Raw genomic sequence first — 14,359 nt, forward strand, 5'->3', positions numbered from 1 at the left:
GAAGAGGCCGAGTGCAGCGCCTCACGTCCCCGGCCGCGACACCTCGGTTTCCTTGCTGGTGATGAACTCCAGCAGCACCGGCACGCCTTCCTTGGTCTTCTGGATGCCGCGCTTGATCGCGGGGATGATGTCCTCGGGCTTGGTCACCCGCTCGCCGTAGCCGCCGAAGGCGCGGGCCATCGCGGCGTAATCGCCGGAGATATCGGTCGAGCGGTATTTCTCGGTCGAGATCGGCATCACCTTCAGTTCGATCGCCATCGAGAAATTGTTGAGCAGGATCGACATGATCGGAATCCGCTCGCGCACCGCGGTCTCGAAATCCATCCCCGTGAATCCGATCGCGGCATCGCCCCAGACATTGATGCAGAGCTTGTCCGGTTTTGCCAGTTTGGCGCCCATCGCGAGGCCGAGGCCGTAGCCGAGCTGCGTGGTCTTGCCCCAGCCGATATAGGACAGCGGCTCGACCGACTTCCAGAACGGCGAGAGCTGGTCGCGCGGGCTGCCGGCGTCGTGGGTGATGATGGTGTTGTGAATGTCGACGGTGTGTTGCAGGTCCCACAGCACGCGGTAGGGATTGAGCGGCGCGTCGTTGTGCGTCAGCTTCGGCATCCATTTGGCGAGCCACTCCTTGTGGGACGCGGCGATCTCCTCGGCGACGGCGTTCGCGTTGCGGTCCGCGGTCACGGTCTTGCCGATCTCCTCCAGCAGCGCATCGAGCACGAGCCCGGCATCGCCGACGAGGCCAATCCTGGCCTCGACATCCTTGTTGATGTGGTTCGGATCGAGCGTCGAATGGATGATGGTCTTGCCCTTCGGCATCGCGATGCCGAACGACGTCTCGGTGAAGGAGCAGCCGATGCCGAAGATCACGTCGGCTTCGGCGAGGAATTTCGGCACCGCGCGCGGCACCGCAAGGCCGCCGGAGCCGAGCGACAGCGGATGCGTCTCCGGGAAGGACGACTTGCCGCCGAGGCTCGTGGTGACGGGGATCGCGAGCCGTTCGGCGAGGCGCTTCAGCTGCGGCCAGGCCTTTGCATAATGCACGCCCTGGCCGGCATAGATCACCGGACGTTTTGCGTTCACGAGCAGCGCCGCGGCCTCTTTCACATGCACGGGGTCGGCGCCGTAGCGGGTGCGCAGCACCGGTGTGTAGTTCAAGGGCTCCGGCACCTCCTCGTTCCACATGTCGGCCGGGATTTCGACGATCACCGGCCCGCCACGGCCGTTCTTCAATTTGGTGAAGGCGCGGCGGAAGATGTTGCAGACCTCCGCGGCGATGTTGATCGGCTCGGACGACTTCGAGAACGCCTTCATCGCCTGGCTGGAATTAAAGTTCGGATCGATGTTGGCAAGCCTGCGCGCATAGCCCATCGGCAGCACCAGCACCGGCACGGATTCGCCATAGCACTGCGCGACGCCGCCCATCGCGTTCTCAGCGCCCGGGCCGTGCTGCATGCAGAAGGCGCCGATCTTCTCACCCGAGGTGACGCGGGAGATCGCGTCTGCCATGTGCACGCCGATGCGCTCCTGGCGCACCATCACCGGGCGGATGTCGGCACTGGCGGCGTATTCGATCAGGTGGTTGACCGGGTAGCCCGTGAGGATCTCGATGCCCTCGCGCTTCATGATTTCCGCGATCGCGGTGCCGAGCTTCATGACGGTCACTCCCTCTGGATGCGGCCGGTTTGGTCCGGCCTCGTTGTCGTCCTGTCCGATAAAGGAACAGGATTCCGTCGACCGGTAAAGCGCGGCCGGGGCCGGATCAGGTAGTCCTGATATGCGTTTACGCCCAATCGCGGCTTGGCGCCTTGCCGGCTGGCGGGAAGCTGCAGGCAGAACTATCCCGTCTTATTCGTCAGAGTGCGCCTGAGAGGCTGGCGAGCGTGGTGTAAAGCGCTGATGCGGCGTAGGATTCGGTTGCAAAGCCAACCCCATCACCTCAACCGCGAACGCCAGGCCCGCCATGACCGATGATACGATTCTGCCCTTCTCGTTTCCAGCCGTTCACGCCAAGAAAGTCACAGCTGCCTTCGATGGCGGTCGGCTGACCTCGAACGGGGGCGTGATGCTTCTGGCGATGGCCGAGCGGCGTCTCGGCTTGGCCGACAATTTGGCCCGGGTGTTCCCGGATCGGCGCGATCCGACGCGGGTCGTGCACAGCCTTGTCGATATGTTCCGCGCGCGCATGTTCGCGATCTGCTGCGGCTACGAGGACGCCGACGACCTCGATCATCTGCGGTCCGATCCCGCATTCAAGCTGGCCTGCGGACGGCTGCCGGACACGGGTCGCGATCTGTGTTCCCAACCGACGCTGTCGCGGCTGGAGAATGCTCCGCGCCTGCGCGACGTGATCCGACTGACCTACACTTTGGTCGACGCATGGATGGATAGCTACCCGCGCGAGCCGGCATCCGTCACGCTCGACATCGATGATACCTGCGATGTCGTCCACGGCCATCAGCAGCTCTCGCTGTTCAACGCTCATTATGACGAACGCTGCTTCCTGCCGATCCACGTCTACGACACGGAGAAGAGCCGGCCCGTGGCGGTCGTGTTGCGGCCCGGCAAGACGCCGGGCGGCGTCGAGGTGCGTGCCCATCTGCGCCGCCTGATACGGCATATCCGGACGCGGTGGCACAACACGCGAATTACGTTCCGTGGCGACGGGCACTATGCCCGGCCGGAGGCAATGGCGTGGTGCGAGACCAACGGCATCGACTACATCTTCGGTCTGTCCGGCACCAAGCCGCTCGCCAGAAAACTCGACGAGGCCGCCGACGACATCCGCACGCGACGCGCCATCGAGAACCTGCCGGTTCTGCGTGGCTATACCGAGACGCGCCACAAGGCCAAGTCCTGGGATCGCGAACGGCGTACCGTCGCCCGTATTGAGGCGACGATGCTCGGCCTCGACATCCGTTTCGTCGTCACCAGCCTCGATGTCGGCTCGGCCGAGTGGATCTACGACAGCCTGTATTGCGCGCGCGGCCAAGCCGAGAATCTGATCAAGCTGCATAAGACACAGCTCGCCTCCGATCGCACCAGCTGCCGTTCGGCGCTCGCCAATCAAGTCCGCCTCGTTCTCCACACCGCCGCTTATTGGCTGATGCTGACCGTGCGCGACGCGATTCCCAAAGCCCGGGAATTGGCCACAGCCGAGTTCGCGACGCTGCGTCTTCGTCTCTTGAAACTCGCTGCCCGTGTCGTCGAGACCACGAGCCGCATTCGCCTTGCGTTTGCCGCGGCATGTCCCGAAGCCGACCTGATCCGCGGCTTGCCAGGCGCGCTGCTGCCTCTCGGTCCTTGACCGGCGGGGCGTCCGCCCCCCGTTCGCCCAACCTACACCTCAAGCGCGTTGCAAAGTACGGGTCGGTCAGGCGGTGAAAAGCCGAAGGCAATCCCGCGCGCCTCGTCAGAGCAGATGTGCGGCCACATCAATCGGACTAAAAAAAGCACTCTCACGAATAGGACGGGCTAGCATCCAGTTTCTGTGCAACCTTTAAGCGACCGTTCATCCTGTCCCTCAACGGGCCGTCAACCAATGTGACCTAGTTTTGCTGGCATATTGCTACGGCGCGGGAGAAAAAGCCGCGAGCGTCGGACAGGAGCTTTTCATGCGCGCGTTGCTTGCAAGATTTCTGGGTGATGAGGTCGGCGCGACGGCGATCGAATACGCCATCATTGCTGGCGGCATCAGCATCGTGATCGTCGCCGGCGTCAGGGGCATCGGCACCAGTGTGAGCGGTCAGTTCAACGCCGTCAGTTCGGCCTTCAAGTAAGCGCGGTCGGAAACGCTTCGCATTCTTCCGGATTCAATCGTCCCCGTTCAACGCGCGCAACATCGCGATGTGCACAAACATCAGCCAGCCCCTCGTTGCGCAGGGTTGATCAGATGCTCGACCGCGATCGACCAGCGTGCCTCCTGCTGGGCGTCTTCAAATAATCTTATGATGTAGCCGGCGGCCTGTTGCTATCGCCGGGTGACGCCCGCTCAGCCCGCCTTCTTGCGCGCCGTGGTGCCTTGCGCGCGCGCCGGTTTCTCGGCCTTCTTCGGCTCGGGCTTGACCGCCTCCTTCGGCTCGCGCTTGCCGCTGCCCGAGATCGGCAGCAGCATCTCGCGCTGGCCCTCGATGCGCTTCTTCGGCTTCTTGCCCTTCGCCGCCTTGGCCTCAGCCTTGGCAGGAGCCGCCTGCTTCTCGTTGGCGAGGCTCTTCTTCAGCGCGTCCATCAGGTTGATGACGTTGCCGCTGGTCTTCGCCGCGGGCTTGGCGATCTTGATGCCGTTGCGCTTCTGGTTGATCAGATCGATCAGCGCCTGCTCGTAGCGGTCCTCGAAATCCTCCGGATCGAACTCGGCGGACTTCTGCTCGACGATGTGCTTGGCAAGATCGAGCATGTCCTTGGTGATCTTCACATCCTGGATGTCGTCAAAATACTCCTTCTCGCTGCGCACCTCATAGGGGTAGCGCAGCAGCGTGCCCATCAGCCCGTTGTCGAGCGGCTCGAGCGCGATGATGTGCTCGCGGTTGGTCAGCACCACGCGGCCGATCGCGACCTTGTTCAGGCTGCGGATGGTCTCGCGGATCACCGCAAAGGCGTCGTGGCCGACCTTGCCGTCGGGAACGAGGTAATAGGGGCGGATCAGATAGCGGCTGTCGATCTCGGTGCGCGGCACGAATTCGTCGATCTCGATGGTGCGGGTCGAATCCAGCGCGATGTCGTCGAGCTCTTCCTTGGTGACCTCGATATAGGTGTCGGTGTCGACCTTGTAGCCCTTCATGATGTCGTCGGTGGACACTTCCTCGCCGGTCTCCGCGTCGACCTTGGCGTATTTGATCCGGTGGCCGGTCTTGCGGTTGATCTGGTTGAAGGAGACCTTTTCGATATCCGACGTCGCCGGGTACAGGGCAACCGGGCAGGTCACGAGCGAAAGGCGCAAAAAGCCCTTCCAGTTGGCGCGGGGGGCCATAGGCAAAACTCCGATAACGCAACCGACGGAACGGTCAAGGATAACACCGGGAACCCCAGTTTGAAACAACACGGGCCGGTGAATCTCGCAACGGCGTTAACCGTGGCCTCGAGCTTGCGCCGGTTTGACGCGGTCCGCGGCGGTATCGCCGGCCGGCCGCGCACAGAAGGCCCGGAACATCGCCCCCGATCTGGCGTTGGCTTTTCGAAGGGGAGCGGCAACCGCCGGAATTACAAGCACTTAAGCACAGAGGTCGGCATGGCAACGGAACGACACGGTCAGATCATCGAAACCCCGACCGCGGTGCGCCAGGCCGAGCCCGGACCTTCGGTTCTCGCGCTTCTCACGGCCTCGACAGGGCTCGCGGTCCTGATCCTCGGCATTGTCTGGTTCGTCTCCTTCCGCGTCTGAAGCCCCTATCGTTAACTGCGCATGTGAGGCTCATTGCTCATCGAGATGTGGCGGAACACTCCACCGACAACTCGCGGACCCCTCACGAATCGTCCATGCGCAAAAGTCGCCGCGAGGAGACGTGAGGTGTGCAGCCGCCCCGATCCGCAACGGCGTTCTCGTGTTCGATCGCCTTGACTCAAGACAGGTTGCGGTCGACGCCGATGTTACGATGATGCACGCGAAAAGTTCCGGCGTGCGGGCCGTCGCCGCCGCTGCAGTCCGACCGCGGATCATGTCGAGTAGAATTTTCTTGAGCCAAGCACATTTTTTCTTGAGCGATCGCTCGCGGCTCGCAGTCTCACAAAATTCCACAATGACGATCAGTGATGCGCGGGGCGAATAGCTGCCTCGCGCCGCGTCACGAGATCATCGAAATTGACTGCTAGCTGATTTGAATCAGATCTGCCTCGAGCTTGAGATGTTCTATCAACAAGAAGAAAAAACCTCGCTGCTGGCGCGCTTCAAGGAGAAAAGCGTTTCAGGCGCGTTCGTCGGATTGACGGTTCTGGCGATGGCAGGGTGGATTTATCTTCTCAGCTCGATGTTCCTGAAATTCATGCTCTGGTGGTTTTCCTGAGACGTCGCTGCCGAGAACGCTTCTCTCTCGAGAACACTTGTCTCTCGCCAACACTTGTCGCGCGAGAACACCTGGCGTCGGCGCCTGATTATTGTCGCGCCGTTCCGTTGCACAAAAATTTCGGCCGCTGAACAATCTTTCGGCGCGCTCAATCATGATGTCGTCACAACTCGGAATGTTAATAACATCGAGGCTGATGTGGACGACTGTGATGCTTTCTTCTGTTGTTATTCTCGCGGCGGTGTTCGTCGCAGGCTTTTTTTCGCCGGTTTCGCCGCGCGTTCGTGGCGATCGCACAAGCGCCGCGCGCGGTACCGGATCTATGCGCCGTATGTGGCGCCGTCAGTCGCCAGATCGTCGAGACCGAAACAGCCGGTCACGGCGTTCGGGCACATGCGTCGCGCGTTCTAAGACATGATCCGGAAAAGTGCGGAGCGGTTTTCCGAAGAGATATGCCTAAGAACGGGCTAGTTCGATCGAGGTAGCGCGACGTTGTGGTGAGTTGGGGTTGGCGGGCGACATGCAATCGGTCATCCTGTCTTCGTTGCGGCAGCCGGGCTGGGTTCGCGTGCCGGCCTCTTGTCGCCGTTGGCCCTGCGCATCGTGAGGGAACTTGCACAGCATGAGTGATCTCAGGGGTCATTCGCCGAGGCGGTATGTCGTTGATGTCAGTGGCCGGCGCGTGCTGGTTGGTCTTACGCTCGAAGAGACGTCGGAATTCGAGGGGTTGGACACCTCCCTGCCGCAGCTGCCGGACCTCGGAGAGCGAGATGCGGAGCCGGGTGCATCGGACGTCGAGGGACGGTGGCTCGAGCTCTACGACAAGCACGACAAGGCCTGGATCAAGTGGAAGGCCGACCTGAGGGCCGGGCAGCAGGTCAATTCACCCTTTTTTAACTAAGACCGGGCGATTTTGATCTATGCCGCCTGAATGGGCCCGAACCGGATACTGACAGATGTTTCAGCTGTTTCTGCGGGCTCGCGCGCACGACCTGACCCGGTCGCGGCGTGGCGAGGAAGGCTTCAAGGCACGCTCGGCCGAGCGGGATGCCGAGACCGATCGCGCCCGGATCGGATCGATCATGGCCGCAATCGAGGCCGCGCTGCAGGCCGCCGAAAGCGAGCAATCCGGCCTTGGCCGCCGTGTCGATGATGTGCTGGCCCGTGCCGCAGTGACGCTTGGCAACGGCACCGACGAATATCTGGAACGCGAGGCGCTTGACAACCATCATCAAGACCTGTTTGACGCCGAGATCTTGAACGGCCAGCGCCGGCTGAAGGAATTGGCGACCGAGATTGCGCACTTCAAGTTCGTGAAGGCCGCAGTCCTGAGCCGCTTTCCGGACTACAAGGCTCCGGCCGCCAGCAACTGACGCGCCATCCGAGGCGCCTTGCGGCCGGAATGCACAGCCAGCCGTTGCGGCCGCGTTTGACGGCGCATCCGGCCGGCTCCGGCGCAAGGCGAAAGGCACAGGCAGGACGTGGTGATCGCAGGCAATCTACTCGTCACGGGCTGCGCCGGCTTTATCGGCTTCCATCTGGCAGAGCACCTGCTGAGGGCAGGGCAGCCGGTCATCGGCATCGACAATCTGAACGATTATTATGACCCGGCGCTGAAGCGTGCGCGGCTCGACCTGCTCAAGCAGCACCGTGGCTTCACCTTCCAGCAACTCGACCTCGCCGACCGCGCCGGGATGAAGGCACTGTTCGAGCGTTATCGCTTCGAGGTCGTGGTGCATCTCGCCGCCCAGGCCGGCGTGCGCTACTCGCTGCAGAACCCCCATGCCTACGCGGATTCCAATCTGGAAGGGTTCATCAATGTGCTGGAGGGCTGCCGGCATACCGCGTGCCGGCACCTGCTGTTTGCCTCCTCATCGTCGGTCTACGGCGCCAATACCAAGCTGCCGTTTTCGATCCACGACAATGTCGATCATCCGGTCAGCCTGTACGCCGCGACCAAGAAGGCCAACGAGCTGCTCGCCCATTCCTATAGCCACCTCTATCGCATCCCGACGACCGGGCTGCGCTTCTTCACCGTGTATGGGACGTGGTATCGGCCGGACATGGCGCTCTATGCCTTCGCGGACGCGATCACCAAGGGGAAGCCGATCCAATTGTTCAACAACGGCCAGATGCGGCGCGACTTCACCTATGTCGATGACGTGGTCGAGGCGATGGTGCGGCTGATCGGCCGCGCGCCTGAGGGCGATGCCAACTGGTCGGGCGGGCATCCCGATCCAGGGTCGAGCAGGGCGCCCTGGCGGGTCTATAATATCGGCAACTCCAGGCCGGAAGAACTGATGCATGTGGTGGGGCTGCTGGAGCAGGGCTTCGGCCGGCAGGCGGAAAAGCAGTTGCTGCCGATGCAACCTGGGGATGTTCTGGAGACGGCAGCCGATGTCTCCGATCTCGAGCGCGAAATCGGCTTTCGGCCGCAGACGCGGATCGAGGACGGCATCGCCCAATTTGTCGATTGGTATCGGGCCTATCACAACGTCGATCGGACGTAGTGCGCTGCTTGCGAATCCGGGCGCGAGAAAAGCTGGTTCGGCGTGGAACGGAGTTTCACAATGAGAGTTATCATCGGTTTTGCCGTCGTTTCGGCCGCGACCATCGTCTCCAGCGTAATCGTTCCGGCGCGCGCGATCGACGTCAAGGTGGCACGCGCCTGCGATGCGCTGGTGGCGAAGGCATTTCCGCCCCGGCAGCCGGGCAATCCGGCATCCAGCAGCGCAAACGGCAATGCGAAGGTCCAGCGCGACTACTTCAACAAGTGCGTCGCCAATGGCGGCAAGATGGACGACGACGCCGCTGCCAAATCGAAATAGCGTGCGATCGCGACGCGTTGCGAATTAGCGATGCTTATGGCAGTTGGTGCACGAATTGCCGCTCGTCGCGATGATCGCGCCATGGGCCAATGCGGGGACGAAGCGCGAAGGCGTTCGCTCCATCCGTCCAGGCCGAAAACGCATCGATGCCATCTCTCGAATTGGAATAGCATTGTCGCGTTCGGCTCCGGTTCGAGGCGAATATTGTGCGTGGCCGGACGTCGCGCGTTGAAAGCTTCCGGTGCATCGTCAGAGCCGATCAGAACGGATCAAATCAGACGATGTCTCACTATCCGTAATGGATCGAAACATTCTGCGATCCGTGCAGACCGCGGCGTTCGCTGCCCACATCCATGCTGCTCGGTTCAACCTGTTATGCGCAGAGCGAGTCCCATCAATCGGCAGCAGCAGATTTAGTGTGTGCGCGCTGCTTTTGGTGGAATATCTGGTTCGGCATCGGAACTCCTCTTCAACGCGCGAGCCTTTGACGCGGCGACATTTTGATCGCTCGAACGCGCGCCTCCGGTTTCAACAGCGATCGCTGCAATCAACGATCGCCGAATGATTTCATGCGCTTGGTTGCGTTCAACGCTCGGCGCCACCTGCGCCGTTTCGCCGCGCGTCTCATCACTTGCGGCTATTTCCCATCGCGACGACACAATACGGCCATCGATTAAATCTTTCGCGATCTGGTTGTGGAACCCGAGTGGGAAAATTTCTGTCAGAGCCAAGTTGGTCGCAAACCTGCCCCATTAATTTCCTTCCATGTGCGCGGTCGGTCTCTGTCATTCAAACTTCAATCACATCGCTCATACCCGTAACCGCAGAGCGAGGGCGCGCCATGAAGCAGCACAAGATTCAACATTTGCATCAGCCGATCGAAGAGGCGTTGCTCGCGACCAATCGATCGCTGCGCGACGAGGTCGTTGCGCTGATGCTGGATATCGCTGAGTTGCGTGAGCTGCACGAAGGCCCGGTTGCGTCTCGTTCGTTCGGTGCATCCTGTGAGCAGAGCCGCCCGCGCGTCGCGTTGCGCCGGGTTCATCGCTGACATTCGTCCGCGAATTCCTCTCCGAGCAGTTGTGTCTGGTCTGCGCCGGCGCTAGCGAAGGTCGCCGGCTTGCATATGGTTGCGGGTGGTTCAATCTAGAGTTGAAGAGTGTTCGGCCCTCTCCGCAATGCGGCCGGGCCGCCTGACGGCTTTTCCCGGCAAGTCCGCGTATGAGGGAGGGCAGCTGGAGCGGTCAGTGCTCTTGCGGCACGGACTTGTGCGCCCCGACATCGGACAGACGCTCGCGCAGGATCCAAGTCTGCAAGACCAGCTCGACGGCGGTATGTCGGAGTTCGAAATTCTCCGCGACGAGCCGTTCCAGGGCGTCGGTCGCATCGCTGGAAGCGGACTGGTTCCCCTCGAAGACCTTGAGACGCGCCATAGTGTCGATCCTCGCAAAAATGTTGATCAGAGAAGGGCTCTGACGAGCGTCAGCACAGAATAGTTCGCAGACTCTCAGGCGGTCGTGGTTCCGCCTGATCGCCAAGGGTGGGAAAGCGCTTAATCGTTAATTTGTGGGTCGAGCGATCAACGTTAGGTTTCGTGAAAATAATCCTCAAATATGTTGAAACCCTCATGACACCCAATGTCTTCGTACGTACCGCTGCGCGTGCGTGCCCGCAAGCCGCCGGACGCGAAGGTCGAGAGATTAATTTGTTAGGATTTTGTGAAAGTCTTGCTTGACTGGCTGGGCGGGTAACACAGTGAGACATGGGGTACTCACAATCTGTCAACGGACTGATTGGGTATTTCTCATTTGCTTCTCACTCGGGGATGCAAACGGTGCGCCAGTTATCCAGCTCAAATTCTCATACGTAGAAAGTCGTATAACTTTTTCTCCCTGATGCCTTCTGCGGGGGAATATTGCGTACATATTCCGGGTAAATACCTTGCAGCTTCGGCGTTTCTTCGCACAATGCGTCGCTGCCGACGGCAAGTTCGAGGCTCCCGAAGGCCCCCCGGGATATCCTCAATTTGAATTTCCTGTTGCATTTACATAGCTTATAGGCCATGCGATTATTGCTAATCTAGGGGGCAACGAGATGACCAATGAGGCGTCATTCTACTGAGGAGATCACTTCCAAGGTCAAACAGGCCGAGGAACTCATGGCGCGGGGGCAATCACAGGCCCAAGCGTGCAAGGTGCTGGGCGTGAGCGTGATGACGTTTCACCGCTGGCGCAAGCAGGAGGCCGCGCGCGGTCACCATGGGAATGGTACTGTTACCGAGCTCGTCGCTCGTACCGATGATCGAGATGGAATCCCCCCTGTCCGCAACCGTATTGACGAATTGCGGCTGGAAAATGAACGGCTGCGTCGGATCGTAACCGACCTGCTCCTCGAGAAAATGAAGATTGAGGAGAAGCTTGCGCTCAGGTCCAGCGGCGGCAGCGGTTTGCCCCGCCGTGGTGAAGTCCAGAGCTAACGTAAGCTGATCCGTTAATGGATACGTGAGGGCCTGGGCGCCAGCAGCAGCCGGTCGCTCAGATGCGCTTTCTCAGATCGTGCGCGCAGCTCCTCGAAGATCGGACGTAGTCTGGCCTGCGCCAGGTCCAGACCTCCGACAATGTCCTGATTCGGCATTTCTGCGGGGAATCGGGCCGCTCTCAGCTTTGTTTCGATCGCCTTGACCAGCACCTCGACATCGTCGCGATGCTGGCCTGCGACCAGCTCGGCGCCCATCAGGCGGATCAAATGGAGGAGGACCACCAGCGCGGCCTCGGTTTCGCCAGCTGACGAACTCATGGTCGTTCTCTGCCCGATATGTGCGGCAGGTCTTGCGAGCTTATCACCTGCCTGATAAGAGAGATATGAATTGTTAACACGAATGTTAATTCCCGATGACCGACCTTTCGGACGCTCGATTAGCGAAGGCACCGGTTAGCTTCGGCGCCTTTTCATTCGCTTTTGCCTCTCTCGAGGCGTTCGCCGTCACCTTCGAGATGATCATCGTCGTGCTGTCCAGCATCATCGGCGGCGCGGCCTATCATCTGTTTTACTACCACACGGTTTATAGCAACAGCTTCGAGGGTTTTCTAGGGATCGGCGTCCTCGCCGCGATCCTTCACATGTTCGTCGCCAAGTCGCAGGGCCTCTACAATGCGCAGGTGCTGGCCGGCCTCGACCGGCGCTGGAGCAGCCTGCTCGGCGGGTGGCTGCTGGTCGTCCTGCTGATGACCCTGATCATCTTCCTCCTGAAGGTGGGTTCCGGCGTCTCGCGCGGCTCGGTGATGTCGTTCGGGCTGATCGGCGGCCTCGGGCTGGTGACCGGACGGATGCTGCTGCAGGCGCCGCTGCAACGGGCGATCGACCGCGGCATGCTGGCGACGCGCCGCGCCGTCGTGGTCGGGATGGCGGACGAATTGTCCCGGGTGCGGCAATCGAGCCTGCTACGCGATTTCGGTCTCAGCGAGGTGCGACGGGCGCAGCTTTCCGGCACGTCGGACGACGACGGCGACCGGGCGGCGGTCGCGTCAGCCATTCGCGCAGCGCGGGAGTGCGGCGCCGACGAAATCGTCCTGGCGATGCCATGGCAGCAGGAGCCGCGCATCCAGTTCGTGTGCGACCTGCTGCGGGCGTCGCCGCTGCCGGTGCGGCTGTTGCCCGACCGTACGGCTGAGCGGTTCCTGGCGCTGCGGATGGTGGCGTCTGGCCCGATCCCGACGCTGGAAATGCAGCGCTCGCCGCTCACCTCGTTCGAGCGCGCCGGCAAGCGGCTGTTCGACATCGTGGCGTCCAGCGGCCTGCTGCTGCTGTTCGCGCCGCTGCTGATCGGGACGGCGATTGCGATCAAGCTCGACTCCCGAGGGCCGGTGCTGTTTCGGCAGCGCCGCAACGGGTTTGACGGCAAGCAATTCCACATCCTCAAATTCCGCTCCATGCATGTGCTCGAGGATGGCGATGTCATCACGCAGGCCCGTCCGAACGATCCGCGGCTGACCGGGATCGGCGCGACGCTGCGCCGCCGCAGCATCGACGAGCTGCCGCAGCTGGTGAACGTGCTGCGCGGCGACATGTCGCTGGTCGGGCCGCGGCCGCACGCGCTGGCGCATGACGACAAATATTCCAAGCTGATCGCGAGCTATGCGCAACGCCAGCACGTCAAGCCGGGCATCACCGGTCTCGCGCAGGTGCAGGGCCTGCGCGGCGCGACGCCCGCGATCGAGGACATGCAGCTGCGCGTCGCCCACGACCTCGTCTACATCAAGAGCTGGAGCTTCATGCTGGACCTGCGCATCTTGTTGCGCACGATCGGCGCAGTGCTGCGGCACAAGGGCGTTTGAAGGTTGGGTGTTTGAAGGTCGGGCGTCTGCCGGGTGCTTGCGCTTGCGCGCTACTGCGGAATGCTTTGATTGGCGTCCCTGAATTCCTGCTCGATGATGCGCCGGTTGGCGTCGTCAGCCACGCGATAGGCCTGGCCGATCGCGCCCTTGAGCTCCGGCGCGCGGGTGAAGGCGGCTTCGGCCGCCTCCGGCGATGCCGGCAATTCGCTCCAGCCGTCGGCGAGCCACAGCTCGCTCCTGACCACACCGATCTCGGCAGCGAGCCCAGGCTTGCCGCGCAACGCATCGGCGGCGAGCCACCAGGCCGCCATCGCCAGCGTCGCGGCACCGATTGCCACTGCGGCCGGCAGGAAAGCCGGCGACAGACGCCGCGCGTGCCGGCCGACCGCGTCAGCCATTGTGTTGGCCATCGTTATAGCCATGGCGCGGTGCCCGGTTGCCGGTCGTCAGCAGGGTTCGGCGCGGTCCCTCCAGCTTGACGCAGGTCAGGCGGCCGGTGGCGTAGGCGCCGGTGTCGACATTGATGCGGTTGCGCAGCAACTCGGCCTCGCGCACCGGCGTATGGCCGTGGACGACGACCTTGCCGAAATCATCTTCCGACACCAGGAAATCGTCGCGGATCCACAGCAGGTCCTCCTTGCGCTGTTGCTTGAGCGCGATGCCGGGCCGGACGCCGGCATGCACGAAGAAGTAACGGCCGTAGGAAAAGGTGATCGGCAGCGCGCGCAGGAAAGCGAGATGCGCCGGCGGCATCTGACGGATCAATTGCTGCGCCAGCGCCCTGCGTTCGGCGGCGTCGGGATTGGGCGAGGGCGACAGGCCGTAGGACATCAGCGTTTGCAGACCGCCGAACTGCCGCCATTGCGCGAGCATGTCGGGATTGACCAGAAACTCCAGCAGGCAGGCCTCGTGATTGCCGAGCAGGCAGACCACGCTGTGGGTTCGGCGGCGTTGATCGAGCATCGCGATCACATCGCGCGAATCCGGTCCGCGATCGATGTAGTCGCCGAGGAACACCTGGATCGGCCGTGCCGGCCGAAACTTGCGGATATCGGCATCGATGCGCGCGCAGATCTCGTGCAGCAGCTCGGCGTGTCCATGGATATCGCCGATGGCGTAGATGCAGGTCTCGTCGCCCTCATGTTCGAGGTCGCCGGGCTGGCCGACAAGGCGCCGGAGGAGGCTGCGCATCTTTGGT

18 protein-coding genes are annotated in these 14,359 nt (G+C 62.0%); 11 read left to right on the forward strand and 7 right to left on the reverse strand.

The genetic code is table 11. From position 1 onward, the window contains the following. Nucleotides 1–21: 21 nt before the first annotated feature. Entirely contained in the window at nt 22–1,716 is a 1,695-nt protein-coding gene (locus HAP54_RS30165) for a thiamine pyrophosphate-requiring protein (RefSeq protein WP_224742030.1), read from the reverse strand. Between the two features lie 247 nt (nt 1,717–1,963). Between HAP54_RS30165 and HAP54_RS30170 the strand changes: the two genes are divergently transcribed. Next, nucleotides 1,964–3,307: an IS1380-like element ISBdi2 family transposase gene (locus tag HAP54_RS30170; protein ID WP_166204320.1), complete on the forward strand. Its 1,344-nt coding sequence runs from the start codon at nt 1,964–1,966 to the stop codon at nt 3,305–3,307. 307 nt (nt 3,308–3,614) lie between these two features. Further along, nucleotides 3,615–3,779: a Flp family type IVb pilin gene (locus HAP54_RS30175; protein WP_029084091.1), complete on the forward strand. Its 165-nt coding sequence runs from the start codon at nt 3,615–3,617 to the stop codon at nt 3,777–3,779. A gap of 212 nt (nt 3,780–3,991) precedes the next feature. On the opposite strand, the gene HAP54_RS30180 is transcribed toward HAP54_RS30175, so the two are convergent. Next, a complete protein-coding gene (locus HAP54_RS30180) occupies nt 3,992–4,969 on the reverse strand; it encodes a Ku protein (RefSeq protein WP_166293733.1) in 978 nt (325 codons plus the stop codon). Nucleotides 4,970–5,227: 258 nt separating this feature from the next. Between HAP54_RS30180 and HAP54_RS30185 the strand changes: the two genes are divergently transcribed. The 6 genes from HAP54_RS30185 to HAP54_RS30210 all read left to right on the forward strand — a co-directional run bounded on the left by HAP54_RS30185 (nt 5,228) and on the right by HAP54_RS30210 (nt 8,827). Further along, on the forward strand, nt 5,228–5,380 hold the full coding sequence (locus HAP54_RS30185; protein ID WP_166293735.1) for a hypothetical protein: 153 nt from the start codon (nt 5,228–5,230) through the stop codon (nt 5,378–5,380). A gap of 460 nt (nt 5,381–5,840) precedes the next feature. Next, nucleotides 5,841–5,999: a hypothetical protein gene (locus HAP54_RS30190; protein ID WP_165128757.1), complete on the forward strand. Its 159-nt coding sequence runs from the start codon at nt 5,841–5,843 to the stop codon at nt 5,997–5,999. Nucleotides 6,000–6,621: 622 nt separating this feature from the next. Then, on the forward strand, nt 6,622–6,900 hold the full coding sequence (locus HAP54_RS30195; protein WP_166293738.1) for a hypothetical protein: 279 nt from the start codon (nt 6,622–6,624) through the stop codon (nt 6,898–6,900). A gap of 55 nt (nt 6,901–6,955) precedes the next feature. Beyond that, complete coding sequence (locus HAP54_RS30200) at nt 6,956–7,372, forward strand: hypothetical protein (RefSeq protein WP_166293739.1); 417 nt, start codon at nt 6,956–6,958, stop codon at nt 7,370–7,372. Nucleotides 7,373–7,480: 108 nt separating this feature from the next. Next, nucleotides 7,481–8,509: an NAD-dependent epimerase gene (locus tag HAP54_RS30205; RefSeq protein WP_414646152.1), complete on the forward strand. Its 1,029-nt coding sequence runs from the start codon at nt 7,481–7,483 to the stop codon at nt 8,507–8,509. A gap of 60 nt (nt 8,510–8,569) precedes the next feature. After that, complete coding sequence (locus HAP54_RS30210; RefSeq protein WP_175619241.1) at nt 8,570–8,827, forward strand: hypothetical protein; 258 nt, start codon at nt 8,570–8,572, stop codon at nt 8,825–8,827. Nucleotides 8,828–9,240: 413 nt separating this feature from the next. On the opposite strand, the gene HAP54_RS30215 is transcribed toward HAP54_RS30210, so the two are convergent. Continuing rightward, the gene (locus HAP54_RS30215) at nt 9,241–9,558 is read right to left on the reverse strand and encodes a hypothetical protein (RefSeq protein ID WP_166293741.1); all 318 of its coding nucleotides are present in this window, start codon (nt 9,556–9,558) and stop codon (nt 9,241–9,243) included. A 110-nt stretch (nt 9,559–9,668) separates the two neighbouring features. Here HAP54_RS30215 and HAP54_RS30220 point away from each other — a divergent pair, with 110 nt between their 5' ends. Next, a complete protein-coding gene (locus HAP54_RS30220; RefSeq protein WP_166293742.1) occupies nt 9,669–9,878 on the forward strand; it encodes a hypothetical protein in 210 nt (69 codons plus the stop codon). 193 nt (nt 9,879–10,071) lie between these two features. On the opposite strand, the gene HAP54_RS30225 is transcribed toward HAP54_RS30220, so the two are convergent. Beyond that, nucleotides 10,072–10,260 (reverse strand): hypothetical protein, encoded by a 189-nt coding sequence (locus HAP54_RS30225; protein ID WP_029084082.1) that lies wholly within the window; start codon nt 10,258–10,260, stop codon nt 10,072–10,074. A 668-nt stretch (nt 10,261–10,928) separates the two neighbouring features. On the opposite strand from HAP54_RS30225, the gene HAP54_RS30230 reads away from it, so the two are divergent. Then, nucleotides 10,929–11,303, forward strand: coding sequence for a helix-turn-helix domain-containing protein (locus tag HAP54_RS30230; protein ID WP_166293743.1), 375 nt, complete (start codon nt 10,929–10,931; stop codon nt 11,301–11,303). A gap of 14 nt (nt 11,304–11,317) precedes the next feature. Here the strand turns inward: HAP54_RS30230 and HAP54_RS30235 are convergent, their stop codons facing one another. Next, nucleotides 11,318–11,623, reverse strand: coding sequence for a hypothetical protein (locus HAP54_RS30235; protein ID WP_166293745.1), 306 nt, complete (start codon nt 11,621–11,623; stop codon nt 11,318–11,320). Nucleotides 11,624–11,718: 95 nt separating this feature from the next. On the opposite strand from HAP54_RS30235, the gene HAP54_RS30240 reads away from it, so the two are divergent. Next, entirely contained in the window at nt 11,719–13,161 is a 1,443-nt protein-coding gene (locus HAP54_RS30240) for an undecaprenyl-phosphate glucose phosphotransferase (RefSeq protein ID WP_224741734.1), read from the forward strand. Between the two features lie 50 nt (nt 13,162–13,211). Here HAP54_RS30240 and HAP54_RS30245 read toward each other — a convergent pair whose 3' ends face one another. Continuing rightward, entirely contained in the window at nt 13,212–13,559 is a 348-nt protein-coding gene (locus HAP54_RS30245; protein WP_166293746.1) for a hypothetical protein, read from the reverse strand. After that, a complete protein-coding gene (locus HAP54_RS30250) occupies nt 13,552–14,352 on the reverse strand; it encodes a metallophosphoesterase family protein (protein ID WP_166293748.1) in 801 nt (266 codons plus the stop codon). Before HAP54_RS30250 ends, HAP54_RS30245 begins: the two co-directional genes overlap by 8 nt. Between the last annotated feature and the right edge of the window lie 7 nt (nt 14,353–14,359).

Origin of the sequence: Bradyrhizobium sp. 2S1 (genome assembly GCF_011516625.5) — a bacterium.
In the GTDB taxonomy this organism is placed as follows: domain Bacteria; phylum Pseudomonadota; class Alphaproteobacteria; order Rhizobiales; family Xanthobacteraceae; genus Bradyrhizobium; species Bradyrhizobium septentrionale.

Coding starts and splice junctions, on each gene's coding strand:
- HAP54_RS30220 (WP_166293742.1), top strand. CDS start 9,669: ATGAAGCAGCACAAGATTCAACATTTGCATCAGCCGATCGAAGAGGCG.
- HAP54_RS30175 (WP_029084091.1), top strand. CDS start 3,615: ATGCGCGCGTTGCTTGCAAGATTTCTGGGTGATGAGGTCGGCGCGACG.
- HAP54_RS30225 (WP_029084082.1), bottom strand. CDS start 10,260: ATGGCGCGTCTCAAGGTCTTCGAGGGGAACCAGTCCGCTTCCAGCGAT.
- HAP54_RS30180 (WP_166293733.1), bottom strand. CDS start 4,969: ATGGCCCCCCGCGCCAACTGGAAGGGCTTTTTGCGCCTTTCGCTCGTG.
- HAP54_RS30250 (WP_166293748.1), bottom strand. CDS start 14,352: ATGCGCAGCCTCCTCCGGCGCCTTGTCGGCCAGCCCGGCGACCTCGAA.
- HAP54_RS30195 (WP_166293738.1), top strand. CDS start 6,622: ATGAGTGATCTCAGGGGTCATTCGCCGAGGCGGTATGTCGTTGATGTC.
- HAP54_RS30230 (WP_166293743.1), top strand. CDS start 10,929: ATGAGGCGTCATTCTACTGAGGAGATCACTTCCAAGGTCAAACAGGCC.
- HAP54_RS30185 (WP_166293735.1), top strand. CDS start 5,228: ATGGCAACGGAACGACACGGTCAGATCATCGAAACCCCGACCGCGGTG.
- HAP54_RS30200 (WP_166293739.1), top strand. CDS start 6,956: ATGTTTCAGCTGTTTCTGCGGGCTCGCGCGCACGACCTGACCCGGTCG.
- HAP54_RS30190 (WP_165128757.1), top strand. CDS start 5,841: ATGTTCTATCAACAAGAAGAAAAAACCTCGCTGCTGGCGCGCTTCAAG.
- HAP54_RS30210 (WP_175619241.1), top strand. CDS start 8,570: ATGAGAGTTATCATCGGTTTTGCCGTCGTTTCGGCCGCGACCATCGTC.
- HAP54_RS30245 (WP_166293746.1), bottom strand. CDS start 13,559: ATGGCTGACGCGGTCGGCCGGCACGCGCGGCGTCTGTCGCCGGCTTTC.
- HAP54_RS30170 (WP_166204320.1), top strand. CDS start 1,964: ATGACCGATGATACGATTCTGCCCTTCTCGTTTCCAGCCGTTCACGCC.
- HAP54_RS30235 (WP_166293745.1), bottom strand. CDS start 11,623: ATGAGTTCGTCAGCTGGCGAAACCGAGGCCGCGCTGGTGGTCCTCCTC.
- HAP54_RS30240 (WP_224741734.1), top strand. CDS start 11,719: ATGACCGACCTTTCGGACGCTCGATTAGCGAAGGCACCGGTTAGCTTC.